The sequence below is a fragment of the Xanthomonas sp. AC360 genome, assembly GCF_979258225.1.
In genome coordinates, this window is record NZ_OZ409846.1 from 823,193 (window position 1) to 839,495 (window position 16,303).

The following is a 16,303-nucleotide window of genomic DNA, read 5'->3' on the forward strand; positions in this document are numbered from 1 at the left end:
AGGCTTGGCCATGCAACCGTCGACACGCCGTCCATCGCATCACATCGGAGCCAGCCATGACGTTGCCACCTCCCTCGCCCCAGCGCACGCGCAGCCCCGTGCTGCCGTTGCTGGGCATTGCCGCGATTGCCGGTGGCATCGCCATCGCGTTTGCCTGGACCGCCGGCTGGATCGGTGGCGACCGGCTCACCGCTGCGCGCATGACCGACACCATCGAATCCAGCGGGCCGCCGCATCCGGGCTTTCGCCGCGCGCATAGCAAGGGCGTGTGCGTGAGCGGGCAGTTCCAGTCCAGCGGCAAGGCGGCCTGGGTGTCGTCGGCGCGCATCTTCAGCCAGGCCAGCACGCCGGTGCTGGGGCGCATGTCGATCGGCGGTGGCGACCCGCACGGTGCCGATGGAGCGGCGCGCGTGCGCAGCATGGCGCTGCTGTTGCGCAGCGACGACGGGCAGGAATGGCGCACCGCCATGAACAGCTTTCCGTTCTTCGTGGTGGCCACGCCTGCCGGCTTCCAGGCCTTGAATGTGGCCTCCAAGCCGGACCCGGCCACCGGCAAACCGGACCCGGAAAAACTGTCTGCCTTCGGCAAGCAGTATCCGGAGGCCGCCAAGTTTCAGGCCTGGACCAAGACCGCGCCGTGGTCGGATAGCTGGGCCAATACCCAATACAACGGCGTCAACGCATTCCGCGCGATCGCCAGCGATGGTCGCGAGCGCTATATCCGTTGGTCGATGCGCCCGCATACGCCGTTCAAGGAATTGAGCGCCGAACAGCGCAAACAGGCCGATGGCGATTTTTTAGCCACCGACCTGGACGCGCGCCTGGCGCAGGGATCGCTGCGCTGGGATCTGGTACTGACCGTGGCCGAGCCGGGCGACCCGGTGGATGACCCCTCGCAACCCTGGCCGGCCAGTCGCAAACAGATCGTGGCCGGCACCCTGTCGCTGGAGCATGCGCAGCCGCAAGCCACCGGCCCCTGCCGCGACCTGAATTACGACCCGTTGATTCTGCCCAAGGGTCTTGCTGCCTCCAACGACCCGATTCTGGCCGCACGCTCGTCGGTGTATTCGCAGTCGTTCAACCGCCGCGAGCATGAGATCGCCAACGGCAAGGGCAGCGACGCTACCGGCCAGGGAGCCCATCAATGAGCCGCCACACCCACTTCAATTTGCCCGCGCGCGTGCTGCACTGGCTGATGGCCGCGATGATCCTGACCATGTTGTTTGTCGGCGTGGGCATGGTGGCCTCGGTGACGCAGCGGCCGTGGTTGATCGACCTGCATCGCCCGCTGGGCATCGCGATCCTGATCCTGGCGGTGCTGCGCTTGATCAACCGTCTGCGCCACCGGCCACCGGCCTTGCCCGCGGATTTGCCTACCTGGCAGAAGGCCGCCGCCATCGCCTCGCATTGGCTGTTGTATGCGTTGATGCTGGGCATGCCGCTGATCGGCTGGGCGATGCTGTCGGCCGGCGGGTACCCGATCGTGCTGTGGCCCGGCGCGAATTTGCCGGCGATCGTCCCGCACGACCCAGCGCTGTACGCGTGGTTACGGAGTGCGCATGGCTGGTTGGCGTACCTGCTGTTCGCCACCGTCGTTGGTCATCTGAGCGCGGCGCTGTTCCATGCATGGGTACGCCGCGATGGCGTGTTTTCCAGCATGGCGCGCGGGGAGCGCTCTGCGCGTTGATGGGTTTGGTTGGGTGTTGGCAGACCTCTTGCAGGGAGTGATTTGACTGCGCGGACGTACCCTCACCCCGACCCCTCTCCCGCCGGGAGAGGGGCTTGATCTCCCTTCTCCCGCCGAGAGAGGCTGCCCCGCAGGGGCGCATGAAGGTACGGACGAAGCTTCTGGTCCCCGCCATTTGCAGTGATTTTGCCCCTACTCTCACTCCTCTCCCGCAGGAAGAGGAGTGAGTGCTTAACGCTGGCGTTTTGTTTTGGCCGCTGGCTCTGAGGCTTGGATGCCCTTGCCGGTCGCCGCCCAATAAATGCCGCCGTACAGATGCTCCAGATAGCGCGGGTCGTTGTAGGCCTCGGCCAGATGGCCTAAGGCGGTGGCGAAGACGCGGCCGCCTTCGAAGTGGTGATACCACGCCACCGGGTGCTGTTTGCCCATGCCCTTGGCGACCTGGCCCGGCCAGATCAGCGTGGGGTCGTAGCTGGTTTCATCCACCGTGAGTAGCGTGACCAGATCGTCGCTGTAGGGCGGGTCGTATTCGTACCACTCGTCGCTCCACACCCAGCGCTTGGGCAGGCCCGCAGTGGCGGGGAAATTGGCGTCCACCACATCCACCATCGCGGTTTGCATGTACGGGTGGGTGCGGAACGAGCGGCCGATCAGATGGTCGTACCACTCCCACTCGCCGCGCTTGATCGCAAACGCCTTGTGCACCGCGACCACACCGCCGCCATTGCGCACGTATTTTTGGAAGTTGGCGCGCTGGGCAGGATCCAGCTCCGTGGCCGGGGTGTTGAGCAGCACGATGGCGGCGTATTGCGAGAGGTCGCCATCGAAGGCCTTGGCATTCCACGCCCACACCAGCTCGACATACTGCTTGCGTGCCATCGCTTCGAACTGCGGCTTGGCCACCGGGATGTAATCGTGGTGATACTGGTTGGGAATGGCCGCCACCAGAATCTTGAATTGCTCGGCCGATGCGTTGAATGCGCAGATCAGCAGCAAACCCAACAGCCACACAGATTTCATGCATTTACTCGCGATGATGACGATCGCCCGGCAGTGTACCTGCGCGGCGACGGCATGCCTTCGCACGCAGTTGAAATAGCTGTTGATCTCTCCGCAGCGCATGACCGATGCAAACCGTCGCGTATCGAAGCGATTGCAAAGCACGCACGACGTGCAACGTCGCAGTGCGCTTGCTTACAAGATGCCGCACGCGTGCGCACGCCATACATGGCTGCAGTAAAAACACCAACCGTTCGCATGAGCTCTGACGATTGAACGCCCTGGCCGTGTCCGCTTTGCGATCAGCAGCGTTCGATTGGCGCAAGCTGAAACGCGTCAGTAGCGATCACACACCGCACCGCCTGCAGGCACTTAGAGCGGCTAACAAAACGTAGCGAGCAGTCGTCAGGCGGGTGTGGACGGCGCGGAGGAACCGGAGTGTACGGGTGGTACATGAGGATTCCGAGCACCGGCCGCGCCCGCCTGGCGGCTGCACAGTAGTTTTGTTAGCTGCTCTTACAACCAGCCTTTCTGCCGCGCCAGTCGATACGCTTCGATGCGATTGGCCACGCCCAACTTGCCGATGCATTCGGACAGGTAATTGCGCACGGTGCCGTGCGAGAGCTGCAACTGTTGCGCGATCTCGCTGGCCGAGCGGCCTTCGCCGGCCAGCCGCAGCACAGTGCGTTCGCGCTCGCTCAACGGATCGGCTTCCACCCAGGCATCCATCGCCAGTTGCGGGTCGATCACCCGGCCGCCGCAATGCACCTGTCGCAGCGCGCTGACCAATTGTTCGGCCGGCGCATCCTTGAGCAGATACCCCGCCACGCCGGCATCCAGCGCGCGCCGCAAAAAGCCCGGGCGCGCAAACGTGGTGACGATCATTACCCGCACCGGCAGCGCCTGGCGCTGGATGCGTTGCGCCAGTTCCAGGCCGCTCAACCCGGGCATCTCGATATCGGTAACCAGCACATCCGGCTGCAGCCGCTGCAGCTCGCGCCAGGCGGCTTCGCCATCGCCGGCGCTGCCAACCACCTCGATGTCGTCTTCCAGTCCCAGCAGGGCCACCAAGGCGCCGCGCAGCAGTGCCTGGTCTTCCGCCAACAACACCCGGATCATCGCTCGCGCTCGCATCTGTGCAACGGCTGGGCACCATAGCAGTGCTGACGCACCGCGTGCCACGGCAGCGCTGTGGCAACCAGGGGCGCGCTCAGCGCGATTGCGGCATCAGCGGCACCGGCAATGGCGGACTCGCCGGCTCCAGCATGGGCTGCGGCAACGGCATGTTGGCGCGCAAGCGCATGCCGCGTGGCAACGCCTCTACCTCCAACGTACCGCCCAGGCTCTGCAAGCGTGCGCGCATGCCGTCCAGGCCGTTACCCGGCACGATCACCCCGCCGCGGCCGTCGTCGGTGATTTCCAGCAGCGCCTGTTGCCCGTGTGCACGCAGGCTCACCCGCACCCGCCGTGCCTGCGCGTGACGTTGCACGTTGGTGGCCGCCTCGCGCACCACCAGCGCCAACGCGGTTTCGTGTTCGGGCGGCAGCGGCAGCGCCTCCAACGTGTGCTCCAGCGCGATGCCGTCCATGTCCAGCAACACCTTGGCCGATGCCAGCTCGGCCACCAGCCCGGCGGCGCGGATGCCGGTGACCGCGCGCCGCACCTGCGCCAGTGCGTCGCGCGAGATCTGCGCCACCGCATCGATCTCGCTCCGTGCGGCCTGCGGGTCGCGCTCGATCAGGCGTGCGGCCAGATCGGATTTGAGCGCCACCAGCGACAAGGTATGGCCCAGCAAGTCGTGCAGATCGCGGCCGATGCGTTCGCGTTCGGCGGTGGCGGCCAGGCGGCGGACTTCGTCTTGCGATAACCGCAGCAGCGCGTCCTTGCGCTCGTTGATGCTGTACACCGCGCCGACCGCTGCCATGCCCAGCACCGACACCGGCAACCACACCAGCGACTGCCAGCCCAGCCCAAGCCAACGCGCCCAGCCCAGGTACAGCGCGTTCATCAGCAACAGCATGGCGAAGTGCCGCCACAACGCGTACCGCGTGGACGGGCGCAGACTCAGGCAGGCAAATACGAAGTAGCTGATACCCGAGGCGTATATCGGCAGCAGCGCGGCACTGAGCACGCCCATCGCCCAGGCATAGCGGTACAGGGTGCCGCGCGGTGCCAGCAACATGCGTGCGTACAACAACAGGAAGACCGGATACGACAACAGCGTGCACAGCCACCACGTGCTGTCGTACCCGCGCGAAGAAAACACCGGCACCACAAACACCCAGGCCGACCACAGCAGATGCACGGCATCCATCCAGGGCGATTGGCCCTGCGCCAGGCGCGCGGCCACTTGCGAATTGGCGGCCGGACGAAGCCAGGCCGGGAGACTCAGGTGCATCGGGATGGATCCGTAGGAGTGAGCGGATTCTGCCACTGCCGGGTTCGCCTGGGCGCGCCACGTGGCAGGTCGCTGCGGACGAACGGTCTCATGCATGGGGGTCACCGCCGCTGGTGGATGGCGTGCGATGTGATGATGCAGCAGCAGGGACGTCGACGTCGGACTGGCGGAGACAGCGCATGGGGATTTCGGCACTCGGGCGGTGGCGCAAGCGTGGTCGCTTGCAGCCGATGCGCACAGTCGCGCCTGTCATGGCGTGCAGGTGACACCTGTCACTGGTCGATACGGCGGCCTTGGTCGCATGCTGCGCAGCACCTTGCAGTTGCGCCGGACCGGCTTACCGTTGGTCGCCTCGCTGCAGTTGGTGACTTCCGGCAGCTTGCGGCGAGCCCTGCAGGCAGTCACATTCTGCGCAGCCTTCTGTCCTGGTTATCGATGAACACATCCGCCGATCTGCTCAAGCAACTCCGCATCGACCGCCAGCGTCCTGCCACGCCGCCGCCCGTGCGCCGCACCGGCTGGATCATCGCCGCCATCGTCATTGTCATTGTGCTGGCTGCGGCCGCGTGGTGGTTCACCCGCACACCGGTGATCAAGGTGCAGACCGCGCCGGTAGTGGCGATCAGCGCCGGCAGTAGCAGCGCCTCGGTGCTGGATGCTTCGGGTTACGTGGTGGCGCGGCGTATGGCTACGGTGTCGGCGCAGGTCACCGGCAAGGTACGCGAAGTGATGATCGAAGAAGGCATGCGCGTCGAACAGGGCCAGGTGATGGCCACGCTGGACCCGTTGGATGCCGATGCGCAGCGCACGCTGTCTGCATCGCAGGTGTCGGCCGCGCGCAGCCAGGTCGACAACATACAGGCGCAACTGGCCGTGGCAAACACCGATGCCACGCGCCTGCAATCGCTGGTGGGTGCACAACTGGTATCGCGCTCGCAGTACGAACAAGCCACCGCGCAACGCGACGCATTGCGCGCTCAGTTGCAGAACGCACAGCGCAACGTGCAGGTGGCCTCCGATCAACTGGCCATTGCCGGCATCCGCTCGGACTTCAACGTGGTGCGCGCACCGTTTGCCGGTGTGGTCACCGCCAAGGCGGCGCAGCCAGGCGAAATCGTCTCGCCACTGTCTGCCGGTGGTGGCTTCACCCGTACCGGCATCGGCACCATCGTCGATATGGAATCGCTGGAAATCGAAGTGGAAGTCGGCGAGTCCTACATCGGCCGGGTGCAGCCGCAGATGCCGGTGGAAGCGGTACTCAACGCCTACCCGGAATGGAAGATTCCCGGCGAAGTGATCGCCATCATCCCCACCGCCGACCGCGGCAAGGCGACGGTGAAGGTGCGCGTGGCGCTCAAGGTCAAGGACCCGCGCATCGTGCCGGAAATGGGCGTGCGGGTGAGTTTTCTGGAACAGGCCAAGCCGCAGGAAGCGGCCAAGCCGCAAGGCGTGCGCGTGCCGGCAGCGGCGTTGGTGGAACGCGACACGCGCACCGTGGCCTTCGTGGTCGGCGAGCGCAATGCGGTCAGCGAGCGCGCTGTCACCACCGGCATGACGATGGGTGAGGATCGCCAGGTGGTCTCGGGGTTGAGTGCCGGCGACAGCGTAGTGGTGAATCCGCCAGCGACCTTGAAGGATGGTGACACCGTGGCCGAAGCGGATACCGACGCTGCGCAATAACGGCTGGCCCGGCACTCACAACGCCGTTCCGCGGTATCGCTTGTAGTGCGCGGCATCGGTGTTGCCAGCATCACGCTGCATCGGGATGGGCTTGTTGCAATGAAACATCGTCGTTAGAGAGCGGAAGGCGATCCAGCCCATCCGCTTACAGCAGGTGTTATGTGCTGTTTGAGGGGGCCTCAAACGGCATCAAACATGGGGAGTCGCGCGAGTGCGGCACACGGCGATCCGGCTGGCTCGCCTCGCGCATACCGCACAGCACCACGCTGTTGCTTGATCGCTTGATCGCTTCACCGTCGTCGTGCATCGCATCGCCGCTCACGCAGTCGCAGTCGCTGTGCCGCATCGCTTCCTTATCCCATTGCATCGCCAGGAGTCGCCATGACCGCTCTCGTCAGCTTGCGCAACATCACCAAGACCTATCAACGCGGCCCGGAGCAGGTGCAGGTGCTGCACGGCATCGATCTGGAAATTGCCGCAGGCGATTTCGTCGCGTTGATGGGCCCGTCCGGCTCGGGCAAGACCACCTTGCTCAATCTGATCGGCGGGCTGGACAGCCCCAGCGGTGGCGAGATCGAAATCGAGGGCGAGCGCATCGACCGCATGAGCGGTGGGCAGCTCGCTACCTGGCGCAGTCACCACGTCGGCTTCGTGTTTCAGTTCTACAACCTGATGCCGATGCTCACTGCGCAAAAGAATGTGGAATTACCGCTGCTGCTGACCTCGCTCAACGCCGCGCAGCGCAAGCGCAATGCGGAGATCGCCTTGACCCTGGTGGGCCTGCAGGAGCGACGCAGCCACAAGCCCAGCGAATTGTCCGGCGGCCAGCAGCAGCGCGTGGCGATTGCGCGCGCCATCGTGTCCGACCCCACGTTTCTTATCTGCGACGAACCCACCGGCGATCTTGACCGCCACAACGCCGAAGAAATCCTGCGCCTGCTGCAGGAACTCAATCGCGAACACGGCAAGACCATCGTGATGGTCACCCACGACCCCAAGGCCGCCGAGTACGCCACGCACACCATCCATCTGGACAAGGGCGAGCTGGCCGACGCGCCACTCGCGCTCTAAAGGAGCGCTGCCATGAAGTATTTCTCGCTGGTGTGGGCGCAATTGTTTCGCAGCAAGACACGGACTTTGCTGACGCTGTTGTCGGTGGTGGCTGCGTTTTTATTGTTCGGCATGCTGGATTCGGTGCGTGTGGCGTTTACCTCCGGCGGCAGCGTCAGTGGGGTGAATCGTCTGGTGGTGGCCTCGCGCTTGTCGATCACCCAATCGCTGCCGATCCGCCTGGAAGCGCAGGTGCGCAGCGTGCCGGGCGTGCGCGATGTGACCTCGGCCATGTGGTTCGGCGGCATCTATCGCGACCCGAAGAATTTCTTTCCCAACTTTTCAGTGGCGCCGAACTTTTTCGACGTCTACAGCGAATACGCGTTACCCAAGGACCAACTCAAGGCCTTCCAGACCACGCGCACAGGCGCGGTGGTCGGCGAAACCCTGGCCAAGCAATTCGGCTGGAAGATCGGCGACACCATCCCGCTGCAAGCCACCATCTTTCCGCGTGGCGGCAGTAACGATTGGCCGTTGCAACTGGTCGGCATCTATCGGATGAAGGATCGCACCGTGGCGGCCAATCAGGAACGCCAGTTGATGATGAACTGGAAATACTTCGACGAATCCAACGACTACATCAAGAATCAAGTGAGCTGGTTGACGGTGACCCTGAGCAACCCCGACCAGGCATCGCGCGTGGCGCAGGCCATCGATGCGCTGTCGGCCAACTCCGATCACGAAACCAAGTCGCAAACCGAATCGGCGTTTCAGCAGGCCTTCGTCAAGCAGTTCGCCGATATCGGGCTGATCGTCACCTCGATCATGGCCGCGGTGTTTTTCACCCTGTTGCTGCTCACCGGCAACACCATGGCGCAGGCGGTGCGCGAGCGCATTCCGGAGTTGGCCACGCTCAAGACGCTGGGCTTTCAGGACCGCACGGTGCTGAGCCTGGTGATGATCGAATCGGTGTTGTTGATCGGCCTGGGCGGGCTGATCGGCATGGGCCTGGCAGCGTTGGTCATCCCGGCGGTATCCGCGCGCAGCGGCGGGCTGATGCCGACCCAGACCGTGCCGTTGCAGACCTGGCTGGTGGCGTTCGGCCTGATGGCTGGCATCGGCATCGTGGTGGGTGTGCTGCCGGCGTTACGCGCGCAGCGCTTGAAGATCGTCGATGCCCTCGCCGGCCGCTGACAGGAGCATGCACATGCAACACAAATGGAAAGATCGTGGCGTCACCTTGTTGTCCGTCGTGCTGCTGGCAGTCGGCCTGGGGCTGTGGATCGCGCTGCCGTGGATGTGGTTGCTGCCGATCGCGCTGCTGCTGGCGGTGTGGTTGGTGGTCACGCGCAGCGGCCGCCTGTCGCTGGCCGCCGCGCGCATCGGCATCGCCAGCCTGCCGCAACGCTGGGGCTCCACCTCGGTGATCGTGGTCGGCATTGCCGGCGTGGTCGGCGTGCTGGTGGCGATGCTGGCGATGGGCCAGGGTTTCCAGGCCACGCTCAACAGCACCGGCGACGACACCACCGCCATTGTCTTGCGTGGCGGCTCGCAGGCGGAGACCAACTCGGTGATCACCCGCGATCTGGTGCCGCTGATCGGCAGCCTGCCGGGGATCGCCACCGATGCCAACGGGCGCCCGATGGTGTCGCCGGAGTTGTCGCAAGTGGTCAACATCGCTTCGCGCTCCGATGGCACCGACGTCAATGCGCAATTGCGTGGCGTGGGCGAGCAGGCCTGGGGCGTGCATGACAAGGTCAAGATCGTGCAGGGCCGCCGCTTCACCACCGGCCTGCGCGAAATGGTGGTCGGCAAAGGTGCGTTGAATCAGTTCCGCGGCCTGGAGCTGGGCAAGACGCTCACCCTGGGCAGCCAGCAATGGACGGTGGTGGGCGTGTTCGCCTCCGGCGATGCGCACGATTCGGAGATGTGGACCGATGCGCAGACGCTGGCCACCACCTACAACCGCCGCGCGTACCAGTCGATCACCGTGCGCACCGCTGGCAAGGCCGGCTTCGATCAGTTCAAGACGGCCATGGCGGCCGACCCGCGGCTCAAGCTGGATGTGGAAACCACCCGCGCGTATTACGGCAAGCAAGGCGGCGGGTTGAACCGCCTGATCAGCATCCTGGGCACGGTGATCGGCGCGATCATGGCGGTGGGCGCGGTGTTCGGTGCGCTCAACACCATGTATGCGGCGGTGGCCAGCGCGTGCGCGTGAGATCGCCACGATGCGGGCGATCGGGTTTCGCGGCACGCCGGTGATCATGGCGCTGATGCTGGAAACCATGCTGCTGGCGCTGCTGGGCGGGCTGCTCGGCGGGTTGATCGCCTGGGCGGTGTTCAACGGCTACACCGTCTCCACACTGGGCAACAACTTCAGCCAGGTGGTGTTCCAGTTCAAGGTGTCGCCGGAACTGCTGTGGAGCGGGTTGAAGTGGGCGCTGGGCATTGGACTGGTCGGCGGGCTGTTCCCGGCATTGCGCGCGGCGCGCTTGCCGATCACCACCGCATTGCGCGAGGTGTAGGCACTCCGTTGGAGTGCCGGGATTTGGGAGTGGGGAGTGGGGATTGGTCACGGCGAAGGCGCGATGCCGGTGGCGGCGGCATCGTGGCGTCTCCGGTTTCAGGCGGTTGTTAAACCGCCTGGGGCTGGGCGTCGGGATTTGAAGTCGCCGCCTCCATCGCCGCAGCGCTGCCTGCAGTAACTGAATGCATTGCAGGCTGTCATCGTTTTGTCACCGCAGTGCGGTAGATGCGCGAGCCGGGCAGGCCGTAGCCTGCTCGGCCGTTTGATCCAACGATGTGCCGCTATGACGCGCCTGTTTCTGCTGGCCTGCGCCTGCCTGTGGCTGGCCGGCTGTTCTTCGTCCTCCACCTCGCTCAGCGAGCGCCTGGTCGCGCCCGGTGGTGTGTCGCCGTTGCTGGACGAAGAACGCATCGCCGCAACCATCGCCACGGTGCCCAACCGCAGCGGCCATGTGGTCACGCGCGATACGGTGCCGATCTTCTGGCGTGCGATCGATCCGGGCCAATACGCCATGCACTACCGCTACCTGGGTCAGCGCAACGACCCGGCACATGCGCTGGATGTGGACTTCAGCTTCAGCGTGCCCCGCGTGCCGCCACCGACGCCACGCGGCACCGTGGTGTTGCTGCACGGCTGGATGATGGATGGCGATTCGCTGCTGCCGTGGTCGCTGGAATTGGCACAGGCCGGCTATCGGGTGATCACCATCGATCTGCGCAACCACGGCCATTCCGGCGGTGGGCCGTCGGGCTACGGCACGCGCGAGTCCGACGACGTGATCGAGGTCATCAACGCACTGCAGCCGCGCGGCGAAATCCACGGGCCGCTGTATCTGTTCGGCATTTCCTATGGCGCGGCCACCGCGCTGTTCACCGCCGACAAACTCGGCCCGCGCGTGGCCGGCGTGGTGGCGATGGAATCCTTCGCCAATGCCGGGCGCGGCATCCGCGACATGGTGCCGCACCTGCTCACCAGCCAGCCCAGCGGCTGGCGCGGGCACGCGGTGGCGGCGTACGCACGCTGGCGCTATGCCGACCAGAATCTCGATGCGGTGATCGCCGCCGCCGACAGCCAGCTCAAGCTGGATCTGGACCATGTCGATGTGGCGCAGGCGCTGGCCGACACGCGCAGCTGCGTGTTGCTGCTGCATGGCGATGCCGATCAGCACATTCCGGTGGCGCATGGCCGCGCCCTGGCGCTTGCCAGCACGCGCGCGCATTACGTCGAGTTGCGCGGCGAAAATCATCTGAGCCTGCCGCTGCGGCTGGACCTGCTGGGCGCACCGATCGACCACTGGCTGGCGCAGGTTCAACAGAGCCCCGGCCACTGCCCCGCTCCACAGGCACTGCCGGCCTCCACGCTGGCGGTTGCGTTGCCGGTGCCGGTGCCGAGTAGCTGATCGAGCACTCGCTGCGTCCTTCGCACAGGACGCAGCCGGCGGCACGCGCTCAGCGCACCGCCACCGGCTGCCGCGCGCGCAGCACGCTGTCGCCGACAAACAGCAGCAAGCCAACCCAGATCGCAGCGAATCCGATCGCACGCCCCTGATCGAACGGCTCATGGAAGAACCACACGCCCAGCAACAGCTGCAGGCTCGGCCCGATGTACTGCAGGATGCCCACCAGCGACAGCGGGATCCGCCGCACGCCATAGGCAAACCCGATCAGCGGCACCGCCGTGACCACGCCGCCGAAGATCAGCAGCAGATCGGTGCGCAACTCCCAGCCGCTCAGGAACGCGCCGCCGTGGCCCTGCTCGCCCCATCCCGCCAGCAGCAGCGCCGGCACGAACAGATACACGCTTTCCACGCCCAGGCCGGCGACCGCATCCACCGCCACCAGCTTGCGTAGCAGCCCATACATACCGAACGACACCGCCAGCCCCAGCGCAATCCACGGCGGCGCACCGGCATCGATGGTCAACCACAGCACACCGATTGCGGCGCAAACCACCGCCAGCCACTGGATGCCGCGCAGGCGCTCTTTCAGCACCAGCACGCCCAGCAACACGCTCAGCAATGGGTTGATGAAGTAGCCCAGGCTGGCTTCGATCACATGCCCGGCGTTGATCGCCCAGATATACAGGCCCCAATTGAACGCGATCGCCACGCTGCTGCCAGCCAGCATCCATAACGCGCGCGGCTGCGCGGCAATCGTGCGCCACCAACGCAGGCCCGAGGTCGCCACCAGCCACGCCACCACCAGCACCGTGCTCCACACGATACGGTGCGCAATGATCTGCACCGATGGCACCGCCTTGAGCAGATGCCAATACAGCGGCACCAGACCCCAGATCACGAAGGCCGAGGCGGTGATCAACAGACCGCGCCGCGCGTCCTCCGCCGGCACCGGCACGGGCGTGCTCATCGCCGTGCCCTGGCCAGGGTGACCACCAGCACGCCACCCAGAATCACCGCCATCGCGCCGATATCGTGCGCGGTGAATTGCTCATGCCCCAGCCACGCCCCCAGTGCCACCGCAATCACCGGATTGACGTAGGCATAGCTGCCGGCCAGCGCCGGGCGGACGTGATGCAGCAGCCACACGTACGCAGTGAACGCCACGATCGAGCCGAACACGCACAGGTACGCCACCGCCAATAGTCCCTGCGACGTCGGCCAGGCCTGCGGGCGCTCGCCGATCAGCAGGCCGGTGCTCACCAGCAGCACACCGCCGCACAGCATCTGCCCGGCGGCGGTCATGAAGGGCGATGGCAGATCGCGTCCACGCGACCACACCGAGCCGAATGCCCAGCCGATCGGCGCGATCAGCAACAACACCAATCCCCCCGGCGTTGCGGTGAGACTGCTGCCGGCGTTGAGCCACACCACGCCCAGAAATCCGATCACGATGCCCAGCCATTCGCCGCCGCTGGCATGCTGCCCGCGCAACGCGCCGAACAACGCCATCCACAGCGGCACCGACGCCACCGACGTGGCCGCCAAGCCCGAAGACACGCTGCGCTCTGCCAGCACCACCATGCCGTTACCCAGCAGCAACAAGGCCGCGCCCATCAGGGCTACGTTCTTCCATTGCGCACGCGTCGGTGCCGCCACGCCACGCCAACGCAGCACGCTGTAGAGCACGCTGCCGGCAATGATGAAGCGCGCGCCGGACACCATCGTCAGCGGCTGCGCGCCGCCTTCCAGTGCAAACCGGATCGCCAGATAGGTCGAGCCCCAGACCACATAGACCAGCAGCAACGCGAGAGCGACCAACCCGCTGCGCGCAGGCGCGGCAGCGTCGTGAGAGGAAGACATCGGAACAGGGCCAAGTGCAGCGGAAGCGGTCATTCTAGAGCACCTGCCCAGGCCCAAAAACGGCTGACGACCGCTGGCAGGCAGGCATCAGGCGCGTGGACGGCGTGCACCAACACCACTGCACGCGTGGCATGTTGCTGATACGCCACGGCTGCGTCTGCCTGGCCGCAACCTAAGAACGGCTGCATGCGGGTATGGACGGCGCACAGGAACTGGCGCCTATCTGACACATGCCGATGCCGAGCACCAGCCGCGCGTGTCTGCTGGTCGCGCAGTCGCGGCGCGGGGGCGCTCCAAGGCGTTACATGCATGCCCTTCGCCGCCTTGCGCGCTATGGTGCAACTCACCCCTCATTGCGGAGCGCAGATGCTACGTCGCCTTCCCTGGCTGGCCATGGCCGCCCTGACCGTTCTCTCCACCACCGCAGCGGCACGCACACTCGAGCCGTGGGAACTCAGCGGACGCAAATTGATCGAGGCGGGGCTGGATGGCTCGCTGGCGCCAGAGATCAACGCACCCAACCAGCCCGAACTCAAGGTCATGGTCTCGGCCAGCCGCGCCGGCGCCTACGTGCTCGGCGTGCGCCAGCACCAGCTATCGCACGCAATGGTGCATGCCGGCGGGCAAGGCCGGCCCGCCGGATCTGCTGCCGATCATCGCCGATATCACCGCGCTACCCGATGCGCGCCTGGACGAAGCGGCTCCCGGCCTGATCATCGAAGCGCTGCGCAAGCGCTATCCCTGTGGCAAAGCCAAAAAATAAAACTACAGCCGACGCTCCGCGCTTTAGAGCGGCTAACAAAACGTAGCGAGCAGTCGTCAGGTGGGTGTGGACGGCGCGGAGGAACCGGAGTGTACGGGTGGTACATGAGGATTCCGAGCACCGGCCGCGCCGGCCTGGCGGCTGCACAGTAGTTTTGTTAGCTGCTCTTAGCGGTTGGATGCGCTGCGCACGGCCATCGCCAGCGATGCAACGCCCGGCCCGGTCACACCGCAGCGGGCGTTTGACCCGTCAGGCCTTACTTGCGCGCGGCATCGCTCTTGGCGCGGATGGCCTTGAACTCCGAGCCATCCTGCCAACTCGGCCACTGCCGGCCATTGACCAGCGCTACGCCTACGTCGTAGACCAGCGTGGTATCGGCGGCATGTCCGGTGGCATCCCATTGCGGAGTCCAGCGGTCGCAGGGCTGGTGATAGCAGTCGGCGAAGTATGTATCGCGCAATGCCTTGCCCGCCTTGACGCCGCCGTTGAGCATGTCCAGACCCGGGCCTGCGGTGATCGCCGGCACGCCCATGCGCGCGAAGGCGAAATGATCGGCGCGGTAAAAGAAGCCCGCTTCCAGATTCGGGTCCGGCGAATACGTGCGATCGCGCGCTTTGGCGGCCTGTTCCAGATCGCCTTCCAGCGACACGCGGCCACGGCCCCACGAGGCGATATCGCGCGTCGGGCCGTCGGGGCTGAACATCTCCATGTTGAGCACCGCCACGGTCTTGTCCAACGGCGCCAGCGGATGCGCCGCGTAATAGTTGGCGCCCAGCAAGCCCTTTTCTTCGGCGGTCAATGCAATGAAGTACAGCGTGCGCTGCGGCTTGGGGCCGGCGGCAAACACGCGCGCCAGTTCCAGCACGCTGGCCACGCCGGTGGCGTTGTCCACTGCACCGCGTCGCACCGTATCGCCGCTGGCATCGGCCTTGCCGATCCCGAATGCATCCCAGTGCGCGGAGAAAATCACCGTCTCGTCCGGATGTTGGGTGCCGGTGAGCTTGGCCACCACGTTATGCGTGACCACGCGTTCGCGCTTGAGCTTGAAGTCCACCGACAACGTGGCATCGCCCAGCGCCATCGGTGCGAAGTCGCGCTGCTGCGCACGCTGCTTGGCCTGTTCGAAATCCAGCCCGGCCTGCGTGAACAACGACGCTGCCAAGCTGCGCTGCATCCAGCCACGCACCGGCACGTGCTGCGCACGCGCATCGGCATCGCTGCGTTCGATATCGAACAGCGGCGACAGGCCCGAGCTCTGCACCGTGGCCCAGCCATACGCGGCCGGCGCGGTTTCGTGCACGATCAACACACCGGCGGCGCCGCGGCGCGCGGCTTCTTCGTACTTGTAGGTCCAGCGGCCGTAGTAGGTGACCGCCTTGCCGTCGAACGCGCCTGGCTGTGCGGTGTCGAAGTCGGCATCGTTGATCAGCACCACCGCGATCTTGCCGCGCAGGTCCACGCCTTTGTAATCGTCCCACTGCCGCTCCGGCGCGCTGATGCCGTAGCCGACGAATACCAGCGGCGCATTCTTCAACGCCACCTTGTCGATCGGCCGCAGGCTCTGCAAGGTCACATCGGTGCCGTTGACCAAGGTCTGCGTTTTGCCGCCCACACGCAGCGTGGCGCTGACCGGGCCCTCCACCTGCGCGCGCACCAGCGGCACAGCCTGTGTCCAACCGCCCTGCTCGCCACCCGGCTGCACGCCGGCAGCCTTGAACTGTTCGACCAGGTAATCGACGGTGCGCTGCTCGCCCGCGCTCGCCGGCGCACGGCCTTCGAATTCATCCGATGCCAGCACGCGCACGTGCCGCGACAACGCCTCCGCATCGATGCCGCCACCGGGCAGATCGTTGGCGGCCTGCGCCACACCTCCCACAAACAGGCAGGCGGACAACAACAGGATGCGCATCGGGTTCACGGCGTGGCCTTGCAACAGA

General features: G+C 65.7%; 12 protein-coding genes, 2 other RNA genes and 2 pseudogenes. 8 read left to right on the forward strand and 8 right to left on the reverse strand.

The annotated features are described in order from the left end of the window. Positions 1–56 precede the first annotated feature (56 nt). Entirely contained in the window at positions 57–1,148 is a 1,092-nt protein-coding gene (locus ACZZ0O_RS03650; protein WP_463592252.1) for a catalase family peroxidase, read from the forward strand. Continuing rightward, complete coding sequence (locus ACZZ0O_RS03655) at positions 1,145–1,687, forward strand: cytochrome b (RefSeq protein ID WP_115554825.1); 543 nt, start codon at positions 1,145–1,147, stop codon at positions 1,685–1,687. The genes ACZZ0O_RS03650 and ACZZ0O_RS03655 overlap by 4 nt, the downstream gene beginning before the upstream one ends. A gap of 231 nt (positions 1,688–1,918) precedes the next feature. Here ACZZ0O_RS03655 and ACZZ0O_RS03660 read toward each other — a convergent pair whose 3' ends face one another. The 4 genes from ACZZ0O_RS03660 to ACZZ0O_RS03675 form a co-directional block, all read right to left on the reverse strand. Continuing rightward, positions 1,919–2,707, reverse strand: coding sequence for a ThuA domain-containing protein (locus ACZZ0O_RS03660; protein WP_463592253.1), 789 nt, complete (start codon positions 2,705–2,707; stop codon positions 1,919–1,921). Between the two features lie 358 nt (positions 2,708–3,065). Then, positions 3,066–3,141, reverse strand: a non-coding RNA gene (locus ACZZ0O_RS03665) — sX9 sRNA. Between the two features lie 61 nt (positions 3,142–3,202). Then, positions 3,203–3,805, reverse strand: a complete 603-nt coding sequence (locus ACZZ0O_RS03670) for a response regulator (protein ID WP_463592254.1) — start codon at positions 3,803–3,805, stop codon at positions 3,203–3,205. 91 nt (positions 3,806–3,896) lie between these two features. Further along, entirely contained in the window at positions 3,897–5,084 is a 1,188-nt protein-coding gene (locus ACZZ0O_RS03675; RefSeq protein WP_463592255.1) for a sensor histidine kinase, read from the reverse strand. Positions 5,085–5,519: 435 nt separating this feature from the next. Here ACZZ0O_RS03675 and ACZZ0O_RS03680 point away from each other — a divergent pair, with 435 nt between their 5' ends. The 5 genes and pseudogenes from ACZZ0O_RS03680 to ACZZ0O_RS03700 all read left to right on the forward strand — a co-directional run bounded on the left by ACZZ0O_RS03680 (position 5,520) and on the right by ACZZ0O_RS03700 (position 11,743). Beyond that, a complete protein-coding gene (locus ACZZ0O_RS03680; protein ID WP_463592256.1) occupies positions 5,520–6,764 on the forward strand; it encodes an efflux RND transporter periplasmic adaptor subunit in 1,245 nt (414 codons plus the stop codon). A gap of 381 nt (positions 6,765–7,145) precedes the next feature. Next, on the forward strand, positions 7,146–7,835 hold the full coding sequence (locus ACZZ0O_RS03685; RefSeq protein WP_055847251.1) for an ABC transporter ATP-binding protein: 690 nt from the start codon (positions 7,146–7,148) through the stop codon (positions 7,833–7,835). 12 nt (positions 7,836–7,847) lie between these two features. Then, positions 7,848–9,008, forward strand: a complete 1,161-nt coding sequence (locus tag ACZZ0O_RS03690) for an ABC transporter permease (protein WP_463592257.1) — start codon at positions 7,848–7,850, stop codon at positions 9,006–9,008. 7 nt (positions 9,009–9,015) lie between these two features. Next, positions 9,016–10,342, forward strand: a pseudogene (locus tag ACZZ0O_RS03695) (ABC transporter permease). Positions 10,343–10,627: 285 nt separating this feature from the next. Then, positions 10,628–11,743: an alpha/beta fold hydrolase gene (locus tag ACZZ0O_RS03700; RefSeq protein WP_463592259.1), complete on the forward strand. Its 1,116-nt coding sequence runs from the start codon at positions 10,628–10,630 to the stop codon at positions 11,741–11,743. A 49-nt stretch (positions 11,744–11,792) separates the two neighbouring features. Here the strand turns inward: ACZZ0O_RS03700 and rarD are convergent, their stop codons facing one another. Together rarD and yedA are read right to left on the reverse strand one after the other, a co-directional pair. After that, a complete protein-coding gene (gene rarD / locus ACZZ0O_RS03705) occupies positions 11,793–12,710 on the reverse strand; it encodes an EamA family transporter RarD (protein ID WP_463592260.1) in 918 nt (305 codons plus the stop codon). Beyond that, positions 12,707–13,603: a drug/metabolite exporter YedA gene (gene yedA, locus ACZZ0O_RS03710; protein WP_323518072.1), complete on the reverse strand. Its 897-nt coding sequence runs from the start codon at positions 13,601–13,603 to the stop codon at positions 12,707–12,709. Before yedA ends, rarD begins: the two co-directional genes overlap by 4 nt. Positions 13,604–13,936: 333 nt before the next feature. On the opposite strand from yedA, the pseudogene ACZZ0O_RS03715 reads away from it, so the two are divergent. Continuing rightward, positions 13,937–14,366, forward strand: a pseudogene (locus tag ACZZ0O_RS03715) (Rap1a/Tai family immunity protein). A 30-nt stretch (positions 14,367–14,396) separates the two neighbouring features. On the opposite strand, the gene ACZZ0O_RS03720 reads toward ACZZ0O_RS03715, so the two are convergent. Continuing rightward, positions 14,397–14,472: non-coding RNA, sX9 sRNA (locus tag ACZZ0O_RS03720), on the reverse strand. A 150-nt stretch (positions 14,473–14,622) separates the two neighbouring features. Continuing rightward, on the reverse strand, positions 14,623–16,275 hold the full coding sequence (locus tag ACZZ0O_RS03725; protein ID WP_463592539.1) for a M28 family metallopeptidase: 1,653 nt from the start codon (positions 16,273–16,275) through the stop codon (positions 14,623–14,625). Between the last annotated feature and the right edge of the window lie 28 nt (positions 16,276–16,303).